This window comes from Marivita sp., from assembly GCF_048006345.1.
GTDB lineage: Bacteria > Pseudomonadota > Alphaproteobacteria > Rhodobacterales > Rhodobacteraceae > Marivita.
The window spans coordinates 2,746,090-2,765,778 of the sequence record NZ_CP180351.1; the positions used below are offsets into that span (position 1 = coordinate 2,746,090).

Below are 19,689 nucleotides of genomic sequence, written 5' to 3' on the forward strand. Positions count from 1 at the left end.
GATACGACCCTGTAAGCCGGGCATCTGCCCGGCTTATCTCATCAATACGGCACCCGCCATTTCGGCTTGCTTGGTTGCGCCTCGACCTGCGCCAGACCACTGGTCTCCATCAGCCGGGTGATCTCTTCTTCCAGCAATCGTTCATCCGCCTGCCCCCGCACGGGCACGCGACCCGGTTCGAGGAACAAAGGCGCAGCGAGCGGCGTGACCCGATCCAGCCGCAGCAAATCAATGCGGTCGCCCACCCGTTCTGCCATCTCGCGGATGCGGGCAAAATCCACCAATCCGCGCATCGCCTCTTCGCGGGTGATCTGCATGAGCAGGTGGTCGGGGTCGTACTTAAGCAGTGTGTCGTAGAGGATGTCGGATGACATGGTCGCCTGCCGCCCGGTCTTGCGCTGTCCACCCAGATTGCGTTCGATCAGCCCGGCAATTGTGGCGGAGGCCCGGAAGGTCCGTTTCATCACCGCATTGCCCGCCAGCCAACCGTCCAACCCGGCTTCCAAAGCGGCGAGATCGAACAGCGGCGCGGGGTCGATCACCGCGTCCAGCCCCCAGATCAGAACGGCGTAATCGGTGGCGACAAAGCCCATGGGCGCAAGCCCTTCCTCTTCCATCCGCTTGGTGAGCAAGAGGCCGAGCGTCTGCATCGCGTTGCGCCCGGCAAAGCCGTAGGCCACCAGTTGCTCGCGCCCGTCATGCGGGAAGCTTTCGATCAGCAATCGACCCGGTTCGGGCAGGCGGCTGACGCGGCGCTGGATGTGCAGCCAGTCTCGCGTGTGCGCGGGCAACTCAGGCCAGTCATCCTGCTGGAACATGCGCAGGATGCGGTTCGACAACTGGGTGGATGTGGCGAATTTCGTGCCCATGAAAGTGGCGATTTTTGGCTTACGCCCCGGATCGCGGGTGACCTCGACGGTTAGTTCGCGCAGCCCTTCATAGCGGACGATCTGGCCACCGATCAGAAAAGTGTCGCCCTTGGTCAGTGTGGCGGCAAAGCCTTCCTCGATCTCGCCCAGAGGCGCGCCTCCCCGGCCCCGCCATTTGACCTTGAGCGTGTCGGTGTCCTGAATCGTGCCGATGTTCTGGCGGATGCGCGCTGCGGAACGCGGGTCGCGCAACTGCCAGCGGCCATCAGGCAATTGCTTGAGCCGCTGCCATTGATCATAGGCCCGCAGGGCATAACCCCCAGTGGCACAAAACTCCACGCACGCATCAAATTCCTTGCGGCTGAGATCGGCATAGGCCCCGGCGCTTGTCATCTCGCCGTAGAGCGCATCGGCCTCAAAAGGCCCGGAACAGGCGGCAATCAGGATATGCTGGCAGAGCACATCGCGTGGTCCGCGCCCGCGCCAGTCGCCGTCCAGATCATGCGCCTTGACCGCCTCCAACGCAGCCACGCATTCGACCACTTCGAACCGGTTGGCAGGCACCAGCAGCGCCTTGGACGGCGCGTTATAGCGGTGGTTTGCCCGCCCGATGCGCTGCACCAGGCGTTTGACGTTCTTCGGCGCACCGATCTGGATCACCAGATCCACATCGCCCCAATCGATGCCCAGATCAAGGCTTCCCGTGCAGACGATCGCGCGCAGATCCCCCCGCACCATCGCCGCTTCGACCTTTTCACGTTGTTGCCGGTCGAGTGACCCGTGATGGATACCAATGGGCAAGGCGTCTTCATTGGCGAGCCAGAGATTGTGAAAGAAGATCTCGGCCTGAGCGCGGGTGTTGTGAAAAATCAGCGTCGTCTTGTGCTGTTTGACCTGCTCCAACACCGCCGGAATGCTGTATTTCGCCCCACCCCCGGACCATGGCGGCGGCTCATCGGTGACCAGCATGGCGATGTCCGGCTCGGGGCCCGGATCGGCGACGATGATTTCGCAGGGGTCGGGGTGGCGCGCGAGCAGCTTTGCAATGGCAGCCGGATCATCGACAGTTGCGGACAGGCCGACGCGGCGTAGGTCGGGGCACATGGCCTGCAACCGGGCCAGCGCCAGCATCAACTGATCGCCACGCTTGCTTTCGGCCAAGGCGTGGATCTCGTCCACAACCACCCGCTGCACGCCTTTGAACATGCGCGGCGCGTCCTCGTAGCTGGTGAGCAACGCCAGTGACTCGGGCGTGGTCAGCAGGATATGCGGCGGGTCAGCGCGTTGGCGTTTCTTGATATGGGCCGAGGTGTCGCCGGTGCGGTCCTCGACCCGGATCGGCAGTCCGGCCTCGTCAATGGGCGTGCGCAGGTTACGCTTGATGTCGGCAGCCAACGCCTTGAGCGGGCTGACATAAAGCGTGTGCAACCCGTCGCGCGGATCATTGGCCAACTCGACCAGCGTCGGCAGAAAACCCGCCAAAGTCTTGCCGCCCCCGGTCGGCGCGATGAGCAGCAGGCAAGGATCGGACTCCCGGTTCAGCATCTCCTGCTGATGCGGATGGATCGACCATCCTCTTGTGTCGAACCAGGATTGAAGGGAAGCGGGCAAAGCGGTCATGCCCTCTACATATGCCGCCCTTGGGCAAAGAAAAACGTGCATCGCGCATTGCAGGCCGGATCGGCATGACAGATGGTGCGCGCACTTCCGAAAGGCCAAGACATGCGCACCCCTCATCCGCTTTTGTTGACCCTGACGCTCTATCTGGCGGGGCTTGGCGCGGCTGGGCAGTTCTCAAAACTGGCAGTGAGTTTTCTCGCCCTGACGCAGGTCTATTCCGGCAAGAGCGAAGCCATCCTTGGGCTGTCAGTGTCGCTGATCAGCCTTGTCGGGCTGATCCTCGGGCTGGTCGCCGGGATTGTCGTGTCGCGCATCGGTGCGCGGCGGGCCTTGGTGGCGGCATTGGCCTTGGGGGCCGTGATGTCATTCTGGCAGGCAACCCTGCCGTCGCTCCCGGTACTGATGCTGAGCCGTGTTCTGGAGGGCGCATCGCACTTGCTGATCGTCGTCGCTGCACCGACCCTCATCGCCGAGGCGGTGCCGGATCGGTATCGCCCCGCCGCACTGACGCTCTGGAGCACATTCTTCGGTGTGGCCTTCGCTCTGACCGCCGTCATCGCCCCATGGGTGATCGCACAAGGCGGGCTGTCGCTGCTGATCGGCGCGCATGGGGTCTGGATGACAGTAGCCTGCGGGGCCATTCTGCTGGTCCTGCCGCATCCCGTCATCACGCCTGCGCCAGCCACGCGGATCTCGGTCCTGCGCCGTCATATGACGGCCTACGCGACCCCCGGCATCGCCACACCCGCCTTGGCATGGCTCTGCTATACGCTGACCTTCGTGTCTGTTCTGACCGCCTTGCCGCTGCTGACCGGGGGCACGGCCCCGACATGGCTGGCCGCAATCGCGCCCTTGGTGTCCATCGCAGTCGCTTTGACCGTGGGGGTCGCCATCCTGTCGCGACGCCCGGCGCAGCCTGTTGTGACCCTGGGCTTCGCCTTGTGTGCAGGTGTGGCTGTCGCGATCCTGTTCGTGGGGTTCACAACGGCAACCGTGCTGTTGCTCTTCGCCAGCATGGCCCTCGTGCAAAGCGCGGGCTTTGCCGTGGTGCCCCAGATCAACGCGGATGCGCCATCGCGAGCTTTGGCGAACGGGGCGTTGGCGCAGATGGGCAACCTTGGCAACCTGAGCGGAACGCCGCTGCTGATCGCGCTCTATCAAGGTGCGCCCGTGTTGGGCCCGTTCCTGTTCCTGATCACCGCGTATGGGGGCGGAGTGCTGGTCACTTGGATTGTCGGGCGCCGGGCTGTCGCGGCGATGGACGCGGGGCGTGTTTCAGTCGACTGAAACACCGAACACGTCCGCGCGTTCGTCAGCCCTGCATCTCGGCCAGACGCGCGACATACCGCGCCAGCGTGTCGATCTCGAGATTGACCTTGTCGCCCACCTTGGACGCGCCCCAGGTCGTGACCTCTTGCGTATGCGGAATGATGTTCACGCCGAAGCGCGTGTCCTCAACCTCGTTAACCGTCAGGGATGTACCGTCCAATGCAACCGAACCCTTGGGCGCGATGAAGCGGGCCAGGCTGCGGGGGGCGTCGAACGTAAACCGCACGCTGTCCCCCTCGGGGCGCATCTCGACAATCTCGGCCAGACCGTCGACATGACCGGACACGATATGACCGCCCAATTCGTCACCGAGTTTGAGCGCCCGTTCCAGGTTGATCTTCTGCCCCTCGACCCACGCGCCGACATTGGTCTTGTCGAGTGTTTCCGCGCTGATCTCCACATCGAACCAGTCCGGCCCTAGCTGCACCACGGTCAGGCAAACGCCGCTGCACGCGATGGACGCGCCGATGTCGATGCTCTGGGTGTCGTAATGTGTCCCGATCCGGGCCCGCAAATCGCCGCGCCGTTCGAGGCTGCGGATGTCGCCCATGTCGGTCACGATACCGGTAAACATGATCTTGCCCTCACTGACGTCATCCGCGCAAAACCTAGCGGATTTTGATTCTCAGAATGCCGCCTGTTGTGCTAGTCTTCAGGCAGTCCGAGGGATACTGCGCCGACATGACAAACACAACGGGCAAGCCCAAGACCCACGCACCCCGCGTTTTTCTGTTCCTGCAGGGGCCACACGGCCCGTTCTTCAGCGAATTGGCAGAGCGCTTGCGGGAGACCGGGGCAAGGTGTTTTCGTGTGGCGTTCAACGCCGGGGACGGATCACGGTGGCGGGACAGGTTGTCTTTGCTGGATTTTCGAAGCGATCTGTCCGAGTGGCCGGGCACATTCAAAGATTGGCTCGTAACGACGAAGGCCACGGACCTCGTGCTTTACGGCGATGTGCGCCGTCACCATTCCGATGCGATCAGGATCGCCAAAGCTGCCGGTCTGACAGTGCATGTGTTCGAGGAAGGGTATCTGCGCCCCTATTGGGCGACCTATGAACGCGACGGGTCGAACGGCAATTCCAAGCTCATGCAGATCACGCTGGAGCAGATGCAGAACGCGTTGAGCCGAACAGCGGATGTGCCCGCCCTGCCACCAGACCGGTGGGGTGATTTGCGGATGCACATGGTCCATGGGGCGTTGTATCACTGGCATGTGCTGTTCCGGAACCAACGCTTTCCGCACTACCGCCCGCACCGTGACCAGACCGTCGCCGAAGAATTTCGCCTTCAACTGCTGCGATTGCTGCGGCGGCCCCGCTACATGGTCGAACGCTGGATCACCACGCGCCGCATCCGCACAGGTGGCCGCCCCTATCACGTCGTTCTGTTGCAACTTGAACATGACGCCAGTTTCAGGGCCTTTTCGGATTTCGCCTCACAGACCGACTTCGTGGACATGGTGATCGCAGGATTTGCGCAGGGCGCCCCGTCGCATCACCGGCTGGTCTTCAAGGCACATCCTCTGGAAGACGGGCGCGCCCCATTGGAACGCACGATCCGAGACAGCGCAAAGACCCAAGGTGTGTCGGATCGCGTCCATTTCGTGCGCGGTGGTAAGCTGGCTTACCTGCTGCAGGCGGCGCGCTCTGCGGTGACGGTCAATTCGACCTCGGCGCATCAGGCCTTGTGGCGCGGTCTCCCGGTGCGCAGCTTTGGGGTCAGCGTCTATGACAAACCCGGACTGGTATCGCATCAGTCCTTGCCCGATTTCTTTGCCGATCCAACGCCCCCGGACCCCAACGCCTATGCCATCTATCGCCAGTTTCTGCTCGAAACGAGCCAAATTCCCGGCGGGTTTTATTCCACCAAGGGGCGGTCCCAGTTGTTGCGTCAGGTGGTCGACAGGATGCTGTCGCCCGACGATCCCTATGACCTCCGCTTGGAGCGCCGCGAGACCGGTGCGCAACAGTTGCGTGTCGTTCGCTGAAATGCACCAGCCCTAGTACTGGCCAAACTGACTGGATTCCGGTAACTTACCTGAAAAATATAAACCGAGGCAGTCAATAACTGGTCGAGGAGACCGAGCAGTGTTCAGTTCAAAATTCCGGTGGGCGCGGTCCATCGCTGTGGTGCTGTCGGCATCGGTGTTGGCGTCATGTGGCCTGCCGGGTGTTGGCCCGACCAAAAACCAGATCTTCGCGGGGTCCGTTCAGCGCGAAGGCGATGCCTTTGTTGTCGCCATCAATGACCGTGTGACACGCACAACCGCCGTTGTTCCGGCGCTCGGCTTTTCCGATCATCTGAAAAACGCGGGCGTGCAAAGCGCCGATATCATTCGACCCGGTGACGTTCTGGGTCTGACCATCTGGGAAAACGTCGATGACGGGCTTCTGGCCGGGCCGACCGCCAATGCGACCGCGCTCGAAGGTGTGCAGGTCGATGGGTCGGGCTTTATCTTTGTGCCCTATGCCGGACGGATCAAGGCGGCGGGCAATACGCCCGAGGCCATTCGCCGGATCATCACCGAAAAACTTCAGGAACAGACGCCTGATCCGCAGGTCGAAGTGCGCCGGACTGCCGGTGATGGGGCCACGGTTTCCATCCTCGGCTCTGCCGGAGTTCAGGGCGTGTTCCCGATCACCCGTCCGACACGGACCCTTGCCGCGATGCTGGCGAGCGCGGGCGGGATCGGTGAAGCTGCAGAGATTGCGCAGATCACCCTCACACGCGGAAATGTCAGCGAAACCATCTGGTTCGAAGACCTCTACGACCATCCGCAACTGGACATCGCGCTTCGCGATGGCGACCGCATCCTGATCCAGGCGGATCAACGGTCGTTCACTGCGCTTGGCGCTGCAGGGACGCAAACGCGTTTGACGTTCGACACGCAGACCTTGTCGCTGGTCGAGGCTTTGGCGCAGCTTGGCGGGCTGAGCGCATCCACGGCAGACCCGACGGGTGTCTTTGTCTTCCGCAATGAACCAGCCGAAATCGCAAACGCTGTCCTCGGCCGGAACGATCTGGTTGGCGCACAGCGCCTGATCTACGTGATGGACCTGACAGAGCCGAATGGTCTTTTCATCGCCCGCGACTTCCTGATCCGCGATCGAGACACGATCTATGTGACCGAAGCACCGATCGTTCAATGGAACCGCACCATCGCGTCGATCACCGGTACGCTTGGAAGCGCACAGAGCCTGGGGAGTGTGGCCACAGGCGGAACCACTTCGCCGTAACAGGGTAATGCGGGCTTCGTCATCATTGGCAAACGCCGGGGAGATCACTTCCCGGCGTTTGTACGTCTACAATTCAGGATTTCTGACGCAGGCCCGCGTCAAACGCATCCTCGACCTTGCGGGGTGGTCCGTTTCACTTGGCCGACCGTCAGGCGATGATTGGATCGGCGTCTGGGGCGCTGCCCCAAGCGCAGAGCGGGGGCTCGCCGTGGCCGAGGGCCGCGATACGCCGGTGCTGCGGGTCGAAGATGCATTCTTGCGCTCTTTGCATCCGGGACGCGTAGAGCGCGAACCTCCTTTGGGACTGGTGCTGGACAAGACCGGTCTGCATTTCGATGCGTCTCAACCGTCCGACTTGGAGCGCCTGTTGATCGACGATCCGCTGGACGATTCCGCGTTGCTCAACTCGGCTCGGGACCTGATGGGGCGGATCCAACGGTCGCGCCTGTCGAAATACAGCGCCTACGATCCTGACCTGACTGTGCCCGAGCCGGGCTATGTGCTGGTGATCGACCAGGTTGAAGGCGATGCCTCGGTTCTAGCCTCGGTGCCCGGGGCTGACATGGCACGCGCCCGGTTTGCCGAGATGCTCTACTATGCGCAGACAGAACACCCGGCAGCGCGTATTCTGATCCGGTCACATCCTGAAACGCAGGCGGGCAAACGGCAGGGACATTACACCCAGGACCAGGCGCAGGGACGGATTTCCTTTGTCGATGGTGCGTATGCCCCAATGGACCTGCTCGAAGGGGCCATCGCGGTTTACACGCTGTCTTCGCATATGGGGTTCGAGGCGATCCTTGCGGGCCACAAACCCCGCGTATTCGGAACGCCCTTCTATGCGGGCTGGGGGCTGACGGAGGACGAACATCAATTGATCCGCAGACAGCGCAAGTTGACCCGCGCGCAACTGTTTGCGGGTGCGATGATGCGCTACCCGGTCTGGTACGATCCCTATCACGACCGTCTGTGCGATCTGGAGCGCGTGATCGGAACATTGGAAGCGACGCAGCGTGCCTATCTTGAGGACCGAAACGGTTGGGTCGGGCGCAATATCCGCTTGTGGAAACGCCCCCATATGCAAGCCATGTTCGGCAGCCAGAACCCCATGCGGTTCCGCGGGGCGCATCCGACCGAAGGCGCCAAGGTCATGGCTTGGGGCATGGCTGCGAAAGACGGTGAGGTTTGCGTCGAAGACGGGTTCATCCGGTCGCAGGGGCTTGGCGCGGAACTGGTTCCGCCACTGTCGCTCGTTCTGGACGAGACCGGCATCTACTACGACCCGAACCGGCCATCGCGACTGGAGTCGCTCATCGCACAAAGCATCGACTTGCCGGATCACGCGCTTGCCCGTGCCCGCCGGATCATCAGGCGCATCCTGATCGAGCAGGTGACCAAATACGCGACGGGTGTTCCGTCAAATCCATTGGACATGGAGGGCAAACGCCCTGTCCTACTGGTTCCTGGACAGGTCGAAGACGACGCGTCAGTGATCATCGGCAGCCCGGAAATTCAGACCAATGCAGCCCTTCTCAAAAGGGTGCGCGACGCGAATGCCGAGGCGCACATCCTTTACAAACCGCATCCTGATGTGGTGGCTGGCCTGCGGCCCGGTCTGGTTGCCGATGCGACCCAATGGGCGGACGAGGTTGTGACCGACATCCCGATGGCGCGCCTGCTGGCACAGGTCGATGCGGTCTGGACCATGACGTCCCTTACCGGGTTCGAGGCGTTGCTGCGCGACGTGCCCGTGACAACGCTGGGATTGCCGTTCTACGCCGGATGGGGACTGACGACAGATCTCTGCCCCACTCCAACACGCCGCGGTAAGGTCGTCACGCTCGAGATGTTGGTGCATGCTGCGCTGATTGATTATCCGCGCTATTTCGATCCAATCACCGAACAGGCTTGCACAATCGAAGTGGCGCTGGATCGACTGGCTGCGGGAGGTGTTCCTTCGTCCAAGCGATTGCGCCTGCTGGCAAAGGCCCAAGGCGTGATGGCCAGTTATGCCTGGCTTTGGCGGCGCTGACGCGTCCAGCTTTGCACCACGTCATCGCCACTTTGCCGCAAGGACTTGAGCTCAAAACGCGGGGCGTCCGCCAATTTGCCCAGACCCAAAGCGCCCAGCGCCGGGCGACCTTCGGCACCGATCACGACGCCACCCATATGTAGGTCCAATCGGTCCACGACATCGGCGGCGAGCAAACTCGCGGCCAGTTCGCCACCACCCTCGCAGAACACGCGGGTCAGACCGGCACCCCCTAGCGCCTGCATGAGAGCGACAATCTCGACCTGCCGCCCATGCAACGGCACCTCGATCAGTTTGGCTCCATGGCTCAACCAAGCTTGCCGGGCATCCTCTGGCGCGTCGTCTGCATGACACAACCACACCGGCGCGATGTCGACACTGCGGGCAAGATTGCTGTTGATGGGCAGGTCAAGCCTGCGCGACACGACGATGCGCACCGGTTGCCGGGGCACGTCAATACCCCGAACCGTCAGCAATGGATCGTCCGCCCGTACGGTCCCTGCCCCCACCATCACCGCATCATGCGTCGCGCGAAGGTGATGAACGTAGGCGCGGGTGTCAGGTCCGGTGATCCACTGGCTGTCGCCGCTTGCGGTGGCAATCCGCCCGTCGAGGCTTGTGGCAAGCTTCAGCGTCAGCAGTGGGCGTCCGGTTTCGATGCGGCTGAAGAACCCGGCATGGTCCTCTGCCGCCTCATCGGCACAAACGCCGGTCGCCACCTCGACACCCGCCGCGCGCAACCGGTCAAAGCCTTGGCCCGACACGCGCGGATCCGTGTCCACAAAGGGGGCCACGACACGGGCAATTCCGGCGGCGATCAGCGCATCAGTGCAGGGCGGGGTCTGTCCATGATGGGCGCAAGGCTCCAGCGTGACATAGGCCGTAGCACCCCGTGCTGCCGTGCCTGCCCGCGCCAACGCCTCGGTCTCGGCATGCGGGCGGCCGCCCGGTTGGGTCCATCCCTCTCCGACCACCGTCTCGCCTTGAACAATGACACAGCCCACCGCAGGATTGGGCCATGTGTTGCCCATCCCGCGTCGGCCCAGTTCCAACGCCCGGTGCATATGGCGCGCATCATCCGGGCGCATGAGACAGCGTCACTCTTCGGATTTGGGTTTGTCTTTTTCGTTCGGGCGCAATTCGCTGACGAATTTGTCGAAGTCGTCGGCTTCCTGGAAGTTCTTGTAAACACTCGCAAAGCGCACATAGGCGACCGTGTCGATCCGGGCGAGTGTCTCCATGACGATCTCACCGATCTGTTTCGATGCGATATCGGTCTCACCAAGGCTTTCCAGACGGCGCACGATGCCGGAAATCATCTGGTCGATCCGTTCCGGATCAATCGGACGTTTCTGCATCGCCATGCGGATCGAGCGTTCCAGCTTGTCGCGATCAAAATCCTCGCGCCTGCCGCTTGTCTTGATGACAACGAGATCCCGCAGTTGCACGCGTTCATAAGTTGTAAATCGGCCTCCGCAGGCCGGGCAAAAGCGTCTGCGCCGAATGGCAACGTGGTCCTCCGCAGGACGACTGTCTTTCACCTGAGAATCAATATTTCCGCAAAACGGGCAGCGCATTGGCCGTTCCCCTCTTTTTTCGTCTCTGCCTCAGACTGTGGGTTATTCCCACTTATCCACAGTTACTATAGGTGAGCCGCGAAGTTTTGGGTAGAGGGGAATTCAAGCCGCAAACTGTGGTGGTCCGGATGCATCATATCCGGGGTTTGTCCGGAGGTTCTCAGCGAAGATGCGCCACCACCCGGCGGGTATGGGGCGCGTTGCGATGCTCGAACAGGTAAATGCCCTGCCACGTTCCCAGCGCCATGCGCCCGTTCAGAACGGGAATAGACAAGCTGACTGGAAGCAGCGCCGCTTTGATATGGGCGGGCATATCGTCGGGTCCTTCGTAAGTGTGGGTCAGGTAGGACATGGATGGATCAGTGGTTGGCGGCACCAGCCGATGAAAAAAGGCGGCCAGATCGGTCCTGACCTCGGGGTCCGCGTTTTCCTGGATCAGAAGGCTGGCCGACGTGTGCTGTATGAACAGCGTGAGATCGCCACTGCCTGCAACCCAGCCAGCAACCTCCTCGGTGAATTCGTACAGGCCCGGCCCGGTTGTGTTTATCTGAAAAACGGTCTGCATAAATGAACAATAGCCGGACCACCGCAGAGCGCTATCCTCTTTCCCACGGACGCGGGCTGCAAAAGGCGACGCGACGGTGTCACAGGGAGATTTGCCATGAACGAGATTACCCCGACCAAACGCATGACGGCCAAGGACTTTGATCAAGAGTTGCTTGAGCTTTACGATTATTACGCACACGGCCAGATCACCAAGCGCGAGTTTCTTGATCGTGCGGCCAAGTTCGCGGTGGGTGGCCTGACGGCAGCGGCGCTGCTGAACATGATGTCGCCGAACTATGCCTTGGCCGAGCAGGTCAGTTTCAACGACCCTGACATTTTGCCGGAATACATCATGTATCCTTCGCCCAACGGCCATGGCGAGGTGCGCGGCTATCTGGTGAAGCCCGCCAACCTGACAGGTCCGGCACCCGCCGTTGTGGTCATCCATGAGAACCGTGGTCTGAACCCCTATATTGAAGACGTGGCGCGCCGCGTGGCAAAAGCCGGCTTCATCGCTTTGGCCCCCGATGGGCTGACAAGCGTCGGCGGCTATCCGGGCAACGATGCGGAAGGGCGTGAATTGCAGCGCACGGTCGATGGCGAAAAGCTGATGAACGACTTCTTTGCAGCTTACGAATTCCTTGCCGGGCATTCGGACACCACGGGCAAAGTGGGCTGTGTCGGCTTTTGCTACGGCGGCGGCGTCTGCAATGCGATGGCGGTGGCCTATCCCGAACTGGGCGCGTCCGTGCCGTTCTATGGCCGTCAGGCCAATGCTGCAGATGTGCCCAAGATTCAGGCCCCACTGCTGATCCATTACGCCGAACTGGACGAGCGCATCAACGAAGGCTGGCCTGCATATGAGGCTGCGCTGAAAGAACACGGCAAGACCTATACCGCCCATATCTATCCGGGCGTGAACCATGGTTTCCACAATGACAGCACGCCCCGTTATGACGAAGCGGCGGCGGAACTCGCTTGGGATCGAACGATCGCGTTCTTCAACGAACACCTGAGCTGAACGGATCGGAGGGTCCGGGGGAACCCGGACCGCCCTCTTCGGGTTGGTGATCTGACAACAGACACCAAGCCGAAGGACACTTCATGACACGCAAGACCCTTTTCATCACCGGCGCCTCAACCGGCATCGGCGAAGCAACCGCGCGCGCTGCAGTCGAACACGGTTGGAATGTCGGCCTTTTCGCACGGTCCGAGGACAAACTGACCGCTCTTGCCGATGAATTCGGTGATTACGGCGTGGCCCTTCCCGGTGACGCAACCGATCTTGCGTCGCAGACCGACGCATTGGCCAAGCTGGCCAACACTTTCGGATCGGTCGATGCCGCCTTCGCAAACGCCGGCACCGGTCTGAGCGTTTCCGGCACGGATGATGGCGATCCCGAGGAATGGCAAACCATGGTGCAATTGAACATCATGGGTCTGCTCTGGACGACCAAGGCGGCGATGCCGCATCTGAAACAGTCCAAAGGTCACCTTCTAATGACAGGCTCGGCTGCTGGCCGTCGCCATATCAAGGGGTCGGTCTATGGCGCGTCGAAATGGTTTGTGCATGGATATGGCGGCAACATCGCCGAGGAAATGCGCGACTGGGGTGGGCGCTGCACGGTCATCGCACCGGGCATGGTGGATACCCCATTCTTTGACGACGCGAAGCCCGACAAGCTGAAGCCCGAAGACGTGGCACGTTCGGTTCTCTTTGCTTTGGAAGCCGACCTGCGTGCGACCATTCAGGAAGTGTTCCTGATGCCGACGCACTAAAGAACGGTTTCGCTCACGTGGCAAACGACAAGACCCCCCGCCACTTGGTTGGGGGTCTTATTTCGCCGGCGTCGTGCCTCGAAGGGCCAGTTTGAGCACCAGCAGTGCCCATGGCGTGCCGTGCAGCAAAAAGTCAAAGATATCCACCGGTTGTGTTAGTTGACCGGAGACCAGCATCCTGAGCTTTTCCCAAATGTGCGGCTCGGGCACAAATGGGGCAAGTCCAAGCGTTGCACACACCAAGATGAGGATGGACCACGGCAGATAGGCCATCAGGGTCCGCACGCGGTTCATTCAGTGATCACCGGAAAATCGTATCGCCCTGCTGGTCCACCAACATGCGCGCCTTGTCCATCGACGCTTTCGCGGCTGTGTCGAAATCCTGCAACGTGTCTGCGCGCATCATGAAATGCGATTTGACCTCGCCGTCGATCTCTTTCTCGATGCGGGCACCAATGCGCCACGACCCGCCATCTTTGACCGGTTCGGCATAGATCGTGTAGCCGTTATGGGTCTCGGCAGGGGCCGAAGGCGGTGTGTTTGATCCACCGCCTCCGCCAAAGAGTTTCTTGAGAAACGACATCGCTTACTGATCCAGGAACGACCGCAGCTTGCGCGACCGGCTGGGGTGCTTGAGCTTGCGCAGCGCCTTAGCTTCGATCTGACGGATCCGTTCGCGCGTCACGCTGAACTGCTGGCCGACCTCTTCCAGAGTGTGGTCGGTGTTCATGCCGATGCCAAAGCGCATCCGCAGAACCCGTTCCTCGCGCGGAGTCAGCGACGACAGAACCCGCGTCGTGGTTTCCTTGAGGTTTTCCTGAATGGCGCTGTCCAAAGGCAGCACGGCATTCTTGTCCTCGATGAAATCGCCAAGCTGGCTGTCTTCCTCGTCCCCGATGGGGGTTTCGAGAGAGATCGGCTCCTTGGCGATCTTCATCACCTTGCGCACCTTCTCCAAAGGCATCTGCAGCTTTTCTGCCAGTTCCTCCGGCGTCGGTTCGCGGCCGATCTCGTGCAGCATCTGGCGACCGGTGCGGACCAGCTTGTTGATCGTTTCGATCATGTGGACCGGGATACGGATCGTGCGCGCCTGATCCGCGATGGAGCGGGTGATCGCCTGCCGGATCCACCATGTGGCGTAGGTCGAGAACTTGTAACCGCGGCGGTATTCGAACTTATCGACCGCCTTCATCAGGCCGATATTGCCTTCCTGGATGAGGTCGAGGAACTGCAAACCGCGGTTCGTGTATTTCTTGGCGATGGAAATCACGAGACGTAGGTTCGCTTCGACCATTTCCTTTTTGGCCTGACGGGCCTCTTTCTCGCCCTTCTGGACCTGTGCGACGATGCGACGGAATTCGCTGATGTCTAGACCGACATACTGACCAACCTGCGCCATGTCGGCGCGCAGTTCTTCGGCCTTGTCCAGCGAGCGTTCGATGAACATCTGCCAGCCACGCCCCGCCTTTTCGGCCATTTCGTCCAGCCAGTTCGGGTCAAGCTCTCGTCCACGATAGGCGTCAATGAATTCGCGGCGGTTGATGCGGGCCTGATCGGCCAGCTTCACCATCGCAGAGTCGATGGACATGATGCGCTTGTTGATGCCGTAAAGCTGGTCAATCAGCGCTTCGATGCGGTTGTTGTGCAGGTGCAGTTCGTTCACCAGCACAACGATTTCGGAACGGAGTTTCTGATACCGTTCTTCATCGCCTTTGCTGAAGGATCCATCCTCGTTCAACGTGGCCGAGATACGGTTGTCCTGCATGCTGGCCAGTTCTTCGTAGTCCTGCGCAATGCGATCCAGCGTTTCGAGCACGCGCGGCTTGAGCGCGGCTTCCATCGCGGCCAAGGACATGTTGGCCTGTTCGTCCTCGTCATCATCGTCTTCGCGGCTGATCGGGTTGCCGTCGGCATCCAGTTCCTGCGCATCGCCAGAATCGCTGTCGGACCCGCCGTCGCCACCAGAGACCACACCGGGCGACACCACTTCATCGTCACCCATCTGGTTGCCGAACGTGGTTTCAAGGTCGATCACGTCGCGCAGCAGGATGTCTTCGCTCAGAAGTTCTTCGCGCCAGATGGTGATCGCCTGAAAGGTCAGCGGGCTTTCGCAAAGCCCGGCAATCATCGTATTGCGGCCGGCCTCAATCCGTTTCGCAATCGCGATTTCGCCTTCACGACTCAGCAGTTCGACGCTGCCCATCTCGCGCAGATACATGCGGACCGGGTCGTCGGTACGGTCCAGCTTTTCAGCAGTCCCGGACGCCAGCGTGATTTCACCGGGCCGAGCTGTCTGCACAAGGTCCGTTGTGCCCTTGTCGTCATCGTCCTCGGAATCCTCGTCATCTTCGGTGACTTGGATTCCCATCTCGGACAACATCGACATGACATCCTCGATCTGGTCGGAACTGACCTGATCGGGAGGCAATACCTCATTCAGCTGATCATAGGTGATGTACCCGCGCTCTCTGGCTTCGGCGATCATTTTCTTGACCGCTGCTTGGCTCATGTCGAGGCTTACATCGTCATCGCGATCTTCGGTCTTGGCGTCGTCGTTATCTTTGGCGGCCATGGATGCTCCTGTCGAGGCGGGGCGATTCGATTGACCCGAATCATTAGCGCGAAATGGTGATTCGCACACCCGTTTACCTTTTTTTGTTTACGCGTTCCTTAGCAAAACACCGTCAACTCCGGGGTTTCTCGAAGCGAATGGTTTCCATCAAAGCGGCAAATGCGCTGCGTTCTTCTCGATTGATCGGGGCCCCGTTTGGACCAAGATCGTATTCAGCCTTGTCTTCGGACTGCGCACGTTGCGCAATTTGGCGTGCTGCGGCTGCCTGTCCCAGTCGCCATGTCAGCGTTTCATCTGCCGGACCATACAAGTCTTCGGCCGCTTCGGCAATTTCCGCATCCAGACCAGTGCCCGCCTCCAGTTTCGCCAGCTCTTCTGCAATGGTCAAACGGGCCGTTTCACGATCGCTGGGATTACGAAGGCATGGTGTGATGGCCACATGGCGTGCACGGCACAGCTTTTCAAGGGCGGGCTCGCCAAGTTGCGCATCTACTGCGGCCTGAACGACAGGCGCAGGTTCGCCAGCATGGCGCAAGAGGCACGTTCTGATCGTCGCGTGATCGGGGTCAACACAGGACATATCCTCGATCTGGCTTTCAAATTCCGAAATCAGATCAGGCGTAACAATCAGTGCCGCGAGGATCACCGCCTCACGCAAACGAGTCTCGACACCTGAGCCACCGGCAACAAGCATGGACGCCCGCGTTCCTTCTACAGGCTTTGAGGGTACGCCTGTACCAAACCGGCGTGCCGATGTGTTGTCACGTTTGGCAGGCGACCGGAACAGTTCCCACCGCAAGCGCTTGATCTCTTCACCGTAGTGGCTGCGCAGCGACGGGTCCTGGATCGTGCGGATGCGTTCTCGAAGCGTCTTGTCGAGTGCCGCCTTGCGTTCCGGGCTATCAAAAACCCGTCCCTCGGTTTCGCGCCGCCACAGCAACTGCACCATGGGCTGTGCTGTTTCCAGCAGCGCGCGCATCGCATCGCGCCCTTCGGACCGGATCAGGTCGTCCGGGTCCTTGCCTTGTGGCAGCAGCACAAAACGCAGGGATTTGCCCGCTTCCAACAGCGGCAGGGCCGTATCAATCACGCGGTACGCTGCGTTCAGCCCGGCCTTGTCCCCGTCCAACGCCATGATCGGCTCGTCCGTGATGCGCCAGAGCATCTGCAACTGGGTTTCGGTCACAGCCGTACCCAAAGGCGCCACCGCCGCCTCGAACCCGGCCGAAGCCAGCGCGATCACGTCCATATAGCCCTCGGCCACGATCAACGACTGACCTTTGCCCGCCGCCTCGCGCGCCGGACCTTGATTGTAAAGCGTCCGGCTTTTGTCGAAGAGCGGTGTTTCCGGGCTGTTGAGGTATTTCGCGTTGTCGTCCGGGTCCATTGCCCTGCCGCCAAAGGCAATGGTCCTGCCACGCGCATCGCGGATCGGGAACATGATGCGGTTGCGGAAGGTGTCGTAAGGTTTTCCACCTTTCTGCGACGGTTTCGCCAACCCGACTTCGATGATCTTGTCCGGCGCGATCCCCTGCCCGGTCAGATGGTCCCACAGAGTTTGCCAACCCGGTGCTGCAAAGCCGATGTCGAACCGGTCCTGCGTCGCGTCATCCAGACCGCGTCGCAGAAGATAATCGCGGGCGTCCGACCCTGCCCCGCCGCGCAATTGAAGCCGGAAAAAGCGTACAGCCTTTTCCATGATTTCGACCAGCTGTGTCCGGTGGTCCGCCTTTTCCTGCGCCTTTGGATCGCGGGCAGGCATCGGCATCCCCGCCTCGGCTGCGAGGATCTCGATCGCCTCCATGAAACTGACATTCTCGGTCTCGCGCACAAACGAGATGGCGTCGCCCTTGGCGTGACAGCCGAAGCAATAGTAATAGCCCTTGCGATCATCGACGTGAAAACTGGCGGACTTTTCCTGATGAAACGGGCATGGCGCCCACATGTCGCCTTTGGCCTGATTGGACTTGCGCGTGTCCCAAAGCACCTTGCGCCCCACCACCTGAGACAGGCTGATGCGGGTGCGCAGATCATCCAGAAAATTGGGTGGCAAACTCATTCCAAGAATATCGGGTTTCGAGGGCCGAGAGTCCAGTGGCCCAGCAGCCCCGAGCGGGCGTCTTTGAGGACAGGGTTACTGTGAAATGCAGGTCTGATAGAGCGCATTGCTGACTTCGGGCGTCAGCTTTTCCTCGGGCAGCGAATAGATCCAACTGACGAGGTTGACCGTGAGCACTTCGTCATTCTTGGACATGTTGGGGATGCCGCGCAAAACCCGGCGTTCCGCCCGCCGTTCATTCGAGCCGTTCTTCCGCTCGGTCATGATGTTTGTCGCGATCTGGCCGATCTTGCGACACTCGGCTTCCTTGTCCTGCGCCATGGCCGGAACCGACAGGCTGATGGTCAGAGCAAAAGTGGCAAGCAAACTGCGGATCATGGACGTCCTCGTGAATTGGGCCGGGTCTGGTCAACACCTAACCCAGCCCAATCACATTGTCATCCGTCAGAGACCCTTGGCCCGATACGCTGCTGCGACCTTGGTGATCGCCACGATATAGGCAGCGGTGCGCAGGTCTTCGACGTCGTCGCGCCCGTGCCAGACTTCGCGCATCGACTGGTAGGCGATCCGCATCGTGTCATCGAGTCCCGACCGCACCAGTTCAAGCTCGTCCGCACCGCGAAGGTACTTCTGCTTGAAGTCCGGCGTCATCGACCACTTGTCGCCAAGCATGTCATCAAGGCGCTGCAATTCGTCGATGACCAGCTGGTGCCGCGCTTCTTCCTGACGGCGCTGCATCCGGCCAAAACGAATATGGCTCAGGTTCTTGACCCATTCGAAATAGGACACCGTCACACCACCTGCGTTGGCATACATGTCCGGGATCACGACCGTTCCCTTGGCCCGCAGAATGTCGTCGGCGCCTGCAGTAATCGGGCCGTTCGCCGCCTCGATGATCAGCGGAGCCTTGATACGGGCCGCGTTGGTCAGGTTGATCACCCCTTCAAGTGCCGCCGGGATCAGGATGTCGCACTCCGCCTCGAGCACATCTGGCCCTTCGGCGGTATGGCGGGCATCCGGATAGCCGGTCACGCCGTCATGCTTGACGATCCAATCGCGCACCGCATCGACGTTCAGGCCCGCTTCATTATAAAGCGCCCCATCGCGTTCGATGATGCCGATGACCTTGCACCCGTCTTCTTCGGACAGGAACTTGGCCGCGTGGTAGCCCACGTTCCCCAAGCCCTGAACGACAACCCGTTTGCCATCAAGCGTTCCGGACAAACCGGCCTTCTTGATGTCTTCGGGATGACGGAAGAACTCCCGCAGCGCATATTGAACGCCACGACCAGTCGCTTCGACCCGTCCGGCGATCCCGCCATTGTTGATCGGTTTGCCGGTGACGCAGGCACGCGCGTTGATGTCGGTAGTGTTCATGCGGGCATATTGGTCCGCGATCCACGACATCTCACGTTCGCCTGTCCCCATATCGGGGGCGGGCACGTTCTGGGCCGGATGGATCAGATCGCGCTTCGCCAGTTCATAGGCAAAGCGGCGGGTGATCTGTTCCAACTCGTATTCGTCATATTCACGCGGGTCGATCCGCAGACCACCTTTGGACCCGCCAAACGGGGCTTCGACCAGGGCGCATTTGTAGGTCATCAGCGCGGCAAGCGCCTCAACCTCGTCCTGATGCACAGACGGGGCATAGCGGATGCCGCCCTTGACCGGCTCCATATGTTCGGAATGAACCGAGCGGTACCCCGTGAACGTCTTGATCTGGCCGCGCAACCGCACGCCGAACCGGACAGTATAGGTCGCATTGCAAACCCGGATTTTTTCTTCAAGACCGGGCGGGAGATCCATCAGCGCAACCGCGCGATTGAACATCAGGTCGACTGACTCCCGAAATGTCGGTTCATTGGCTGGTATCGAGCTCATGTATTCCTCCCGAGCTTTTTGCACTTCGCCGCGTTATTCCACCAGCCTATGACAGCTTGGTTAACTTTATAACGCTTTATCTGAGACAAGGTTTAGAGAACGAAATGGCGAAATGTGGCCAACTGTTTCACACGGGGCATCAATAAGGCCTTTAGGCACTGAATTATCCATAAAATACAATACGCTC

The 19,689-nt window shown here is 60.7% G+C and carries 17 protein-coding genes; 6 read left to right on the forward strand and 11 right to left on the reverse strand.

Translation table 11 applies throughout. From position 1 onward, the window contains the following. Positions 1–41: 41 nt before the first annotated feature. The gene (locus tag ACMVPR_RS13460; RefSeq protein WP_416883301.1) at positions 42–2,489 is read right to left on the reverse strand and encodes a ligase-associated DNA damage response DEXH box helicase; all 2,448 of its coding nucleotides are present in this window, start codon (positions 2,487–2,489) and stop codon (positions 42–44) included. 102 nt (positions 2,490–2,591) lie between these two features. Here ACMVPR_RS13460 and ACMVPR_RS13465 point away from each other — a divergent pair, with 102 nt between their 5' ends. Continuing rightward, positions 2,592–3,776 (forward strand): MFS transporter, encoded by a 1,185-nt coding sequence (locus ACMVPR_RS13465; RefSeq protein WP_416883302.1) that lies wholly within the window; start codon positions 2,592–2,594, stop codon positions 3,774–3,776. Positions 3,777–3,801: 25 nt separating this feature from the next. Here ACMVPR_RS13465 and ACMVPR_RS13470 read toward each other — a convergent pair whose 3' ends face one another. After that, entirely contained in the window at positions 3,802–4,392 is a 591-nt protein-coding gene (locus ACMVPR_RS13470) for a riboflavin synthase (RefSeq protein ID WP_300588497.1), read from the reverse strand. A 107-nt stretch (positions 4,393–4,499) separates the two neighbouring features. Between ACMVPR_RS13470 and ACMVPR_RS13475 the strand changes: the two genes are divergently transcribed. The 3 genes from ACMVPR_RS13475 (at position 4,500) to ACMVPR_RS13485 (ending at position 9,088) form a co-directional block, all read left to right on the forward strand. Next, positions 4,500–5,807 (forward strand): capsule biosynthesis protein, encoded by a 1,308-nt coding sequence (locus tag ACMVPR_RS13475; RefSeq protein ID WP_416883303.1) that lies wholly within the window; start codon positions 4,500–4,502, stop codon positions 5,805–5,807. 100 nt (positions 5,808–5,907) lie between these two features. Then, positions 5,908–7,056, forward strand: coding sequence for a polysaccharide biosynthesis/export family protein (locus ACMVPR_RS13480; protein WP_416883304.1), 1,149 nt, complete (start codon positions 5,908–5,910; stop codon positions 7,054–7,056). Positions 7,057–7,063: 7 nt separating this feature from the next. After that, complete coding sequence (locus ACMVPR_RS13485; RefSeq protein ID WP_416883305.1) at positions 7,064–9,088, forward strand: capsular polysaccharide biosynthesis protein; 2,025 nt, start codon at positions 7,064–7,066, stop codon at positions 9,086–9,088. On the opposite strand, the gene ribD is transcribed toward ACMVPR_RS13485, so the two are convergent. From ribD to ACMVPR_RS13500, 3 genes are all read right to left on the reverse strand, one after another. Continuing rightward, complete coding sequence (gene ribD, locus ACMVPR_RS13490) at positions 9,064–10,176, reverse strand: bifunctional diaminohydroxyphosphoribosylaminopyrimidine deaminase/5-amino-6-(5-phosphoribosylamino)uracil reductase RibD (RefSeq protein WP_416883306.1); 1,113 nt, start codon at positions 10,174–10,176, stop codon at positions 9,064–9,066. The two genes, ACMVPR_RS13485 and ribD, sit on opposite strands and share 25 nt — an antisense overlap. Before the next feature lie 9 nt (positions 10,177–10,185). Then, entirely contained in the window at positions 10,186–10,665 is a 480-nt protein-coding gene (gene nrdR, locus ACMVPR_RS13495; RefSeq protein WP_292267754.1) for a transcriptional regulator NrdR, read from the reverse strand. 160 nt (positions 10,666–10,825) lie between these two features. After that, on the reverse strand, positions 10,826–11,230 hold the full coding sequence (locus ACMVPR_RS13500) for a secondary thiamine-phosphate synthase enzyme YjbQ (protein WP_416883307.1): 405 nt from the start codon (positions 11,228–11,230) through the stop codon (positions 10,826–10,828). Between the two features lie 96 nt (positions 11,231–11,326). Between ACMVPR_RS13500 and yghX the strand changes: the two genes are divergently transcribed. Both yghX and ACMVPR_RS13510 read left to right on the forward strand, forming a co-directional pair. Next, positions 11,327–12,232, forward strand: coding sequence for a YghX family hydrolase (gene yghX, locus ACMVPR_RS13505; RefSeq protein ID WP_292267756.1), 906 nt, complete (start codon positions 11,327–11,329; stop codon positions 12,230–12,232). A gap of 83 nt (positions 12,233–12,315) precedes the next feature. Then, positions 12,316–12,990: an SDR family oxidoreductase gene (locus ACMVPR_RS13510; RefSeq protein ID WP_416883308.1), complete on the forward strand. Its 675-nt coding sequence runs from the start codon at positions 12,316–12,318 to the stop codon at positions 12,988–12,990. 57 nt (positions 12,991–13,047) lie between these two features. Here the strand turns inward: ACMVPR_RS13510 and ACMVPR_RS13515 are convergent, their stop codons facing one another. From ACMVPR_RS13515 to ACMVPR_RS13540, 6 genes are all read right to left on the reverse strand, one after another. After that, positions 13,048–13,263, reverse strand: coding sequence for an RND transporter (locus ACMVPR_RS13515; protein WP_416883309.1), 216 nt, complete (start codon positions 13,261–13,263; stop codon positions 13,048–13,050). 28 nt (positions 13,264–13,291) lie between these two features. Further along, a complete protein-coding gene (locus ACMVPR_RS13520; protein WP_292267761.1) occupies positions 13,292–13,573 on the reverse strand; it encodes an HlyU family transcriptional regulator in 282 nt (93 codons plus the stop codon). Between the two features lie 3 nt (positions 13,574–13,576). Further along, positions 13,577–15,562: an RNA polymerase sigma factor RpoD gene (gene rpoD / locus ACMVPR_RS13525; RefSeq protein WP_416883310.1), complete on the reverse strand. Its 1,986-nt coding sequence runs from the start codon at positions 15,560–15,562 to the stop codon at positions 13,577–13,579. A gap of 112 nt (positions 15,563–15,674) precedes the next feature. Next, positions 15,675–17,621, reverse strand: a complete 1,947-nt coding sequence (gene dnaG / locus ACMVPR_RS13530) for a DNA primase (protein WP_416883311.1) — start codon at positions 17,619–17,621, stop codon at positions 15,675–15,677. A gap of 75 nt (positions 17,622–17,696) precedes the next feature. After that, positions 17,697–17,999, reverse strand: a complete 303-nt coding sequence (locus ACMVPR_RS13535) for a hypothetical protein (RefSeq protein WP_416883312.1) — start codon at positions 17,997–17,999, stop codon at positions 17,697–17,699. A 66-nt stretch (positions 18,000–18,065) separates the two neighbouring features. Next, positions 18,066–19,502 (reverse strand): Glu/Leu/Phe/Val family dehydrogenase, encoded by a 1,437-nt coding sequence (locus tag ACMVPR_RS13540; RefSeq protein WP_300588524.1) that lies wholly within the window; start codon positions 19,500–19,502, stop codon positions 18,066–18,068. Positions 19,503–19,689 lie beyond the last annotated feature (187 nt).

Coding starts and splice junctions, on each gene's coding strand:
- ACMVPR_RS13460 (WP_416883301.1), bottom strand. CDS start 2,489: ATGACCGCTTTGCCCGCTTCCCTTCAATCCTGGTTCGACACAAGAGGA.
- ACMVPR_RS13465 (WP_416883302.1), top strand. CDS start 2,592: ATGCGCACCCCTCATCCGCTTTTGTTGACCCTGACGCTCTATCTGGCG.
- ACMVPR_RS13470 (WP_300588497.1), bottom strand. CDS start 4,392: ATGTTTACCGGTATCGTGACCGACATGGGCGACATCCGCAGCCTCGAA.
- ACMVPR_RS13475 (WP_416883303.1), top strand. CDS start 4,500: ATGACAAACACAACGGGCAAGCCCAAGACCCACGCACCCCGCGTTTTT.
- ACMVPR_RS13485 (WP_416883305.1), top strand. CDS start 7,064: ATGCGGGCTTCGTCATCATTGGCAAACGCCGGGGAGATCACTTCCCGG.
- ribD (WP_416883306.1), bottom strand. CDS start 10,176: ATGCGCCCGGATGATGCGCGCCATATGCACCGGGCGTTGGAACTGGGC.
- nrdR (WP_292267754.1), bottom strand. CDS start 10,665: ATGCGCTGCCCGTTTTGCGGAAATATTGATTCTCAGGTGAAAGACAGT.
- ACMVPR_RS13500 (WP_416883307.1), bottom strand. CDS start 11,230: ATGCAGACCGTTTTTCAGATAAACACAACCGGGCCGGGCCTGTACGAA.
- yghX (WP_292267756.1), top strand. CDS start 11,327: ATGAACGAGATTACCCCGACCAAACGCATGACGGCCAAGGACTTTGAT.
- ACMVPR_RS13510 (WP_416883308.1), top strand. CDS start 12,316: ATGACACGCAAGACCCTTTTCATCACCGGCGCCTCAACCGGCATCGGC.
- ACMVPR_RS13515 (WP_416883309.1), bottom strand. CDS start 13,263: ATGGCCTATCTGCCGTGGTCCATCCTCATCTTGGTGTGTGCAACGCTT.
- ACMVPR_RS13520 (WP_292267761.1), bottom strand. CDS start 13,573: ATGTCGTTTCTCAAGAAACTCTTTGGCGGAGGCGGTGGATCAAACACA.
- rpoD (WP_416883310.1), bottom strand. CDS start 15,562: ATGGCCGCCAAAGATAACGACGACGCCAAGACCGAAGATCGCGATGAC.
- dnaG (WP_416883311.1), bottom strand. CDS start 17,621: ATGAGTTTGCCACCCAATTTTCTGGATGATCTGCGCACCCGCATCAGC.
- ACMVPR_RS13535 (WP_416883312.1), bottom strand. CDS start 17,999: ATGATCCGCAGTTTGCTTGCCACTTTTGCTCTGACCATCAGCCTGTCG.
- ACMVPR_RS13540 (WP_300588524.1), bottom strand. CDS start 19,502: ATGAGCTCGATACCAGCCAATGAACCGACATTTCGGGAGTCAGTCGAC.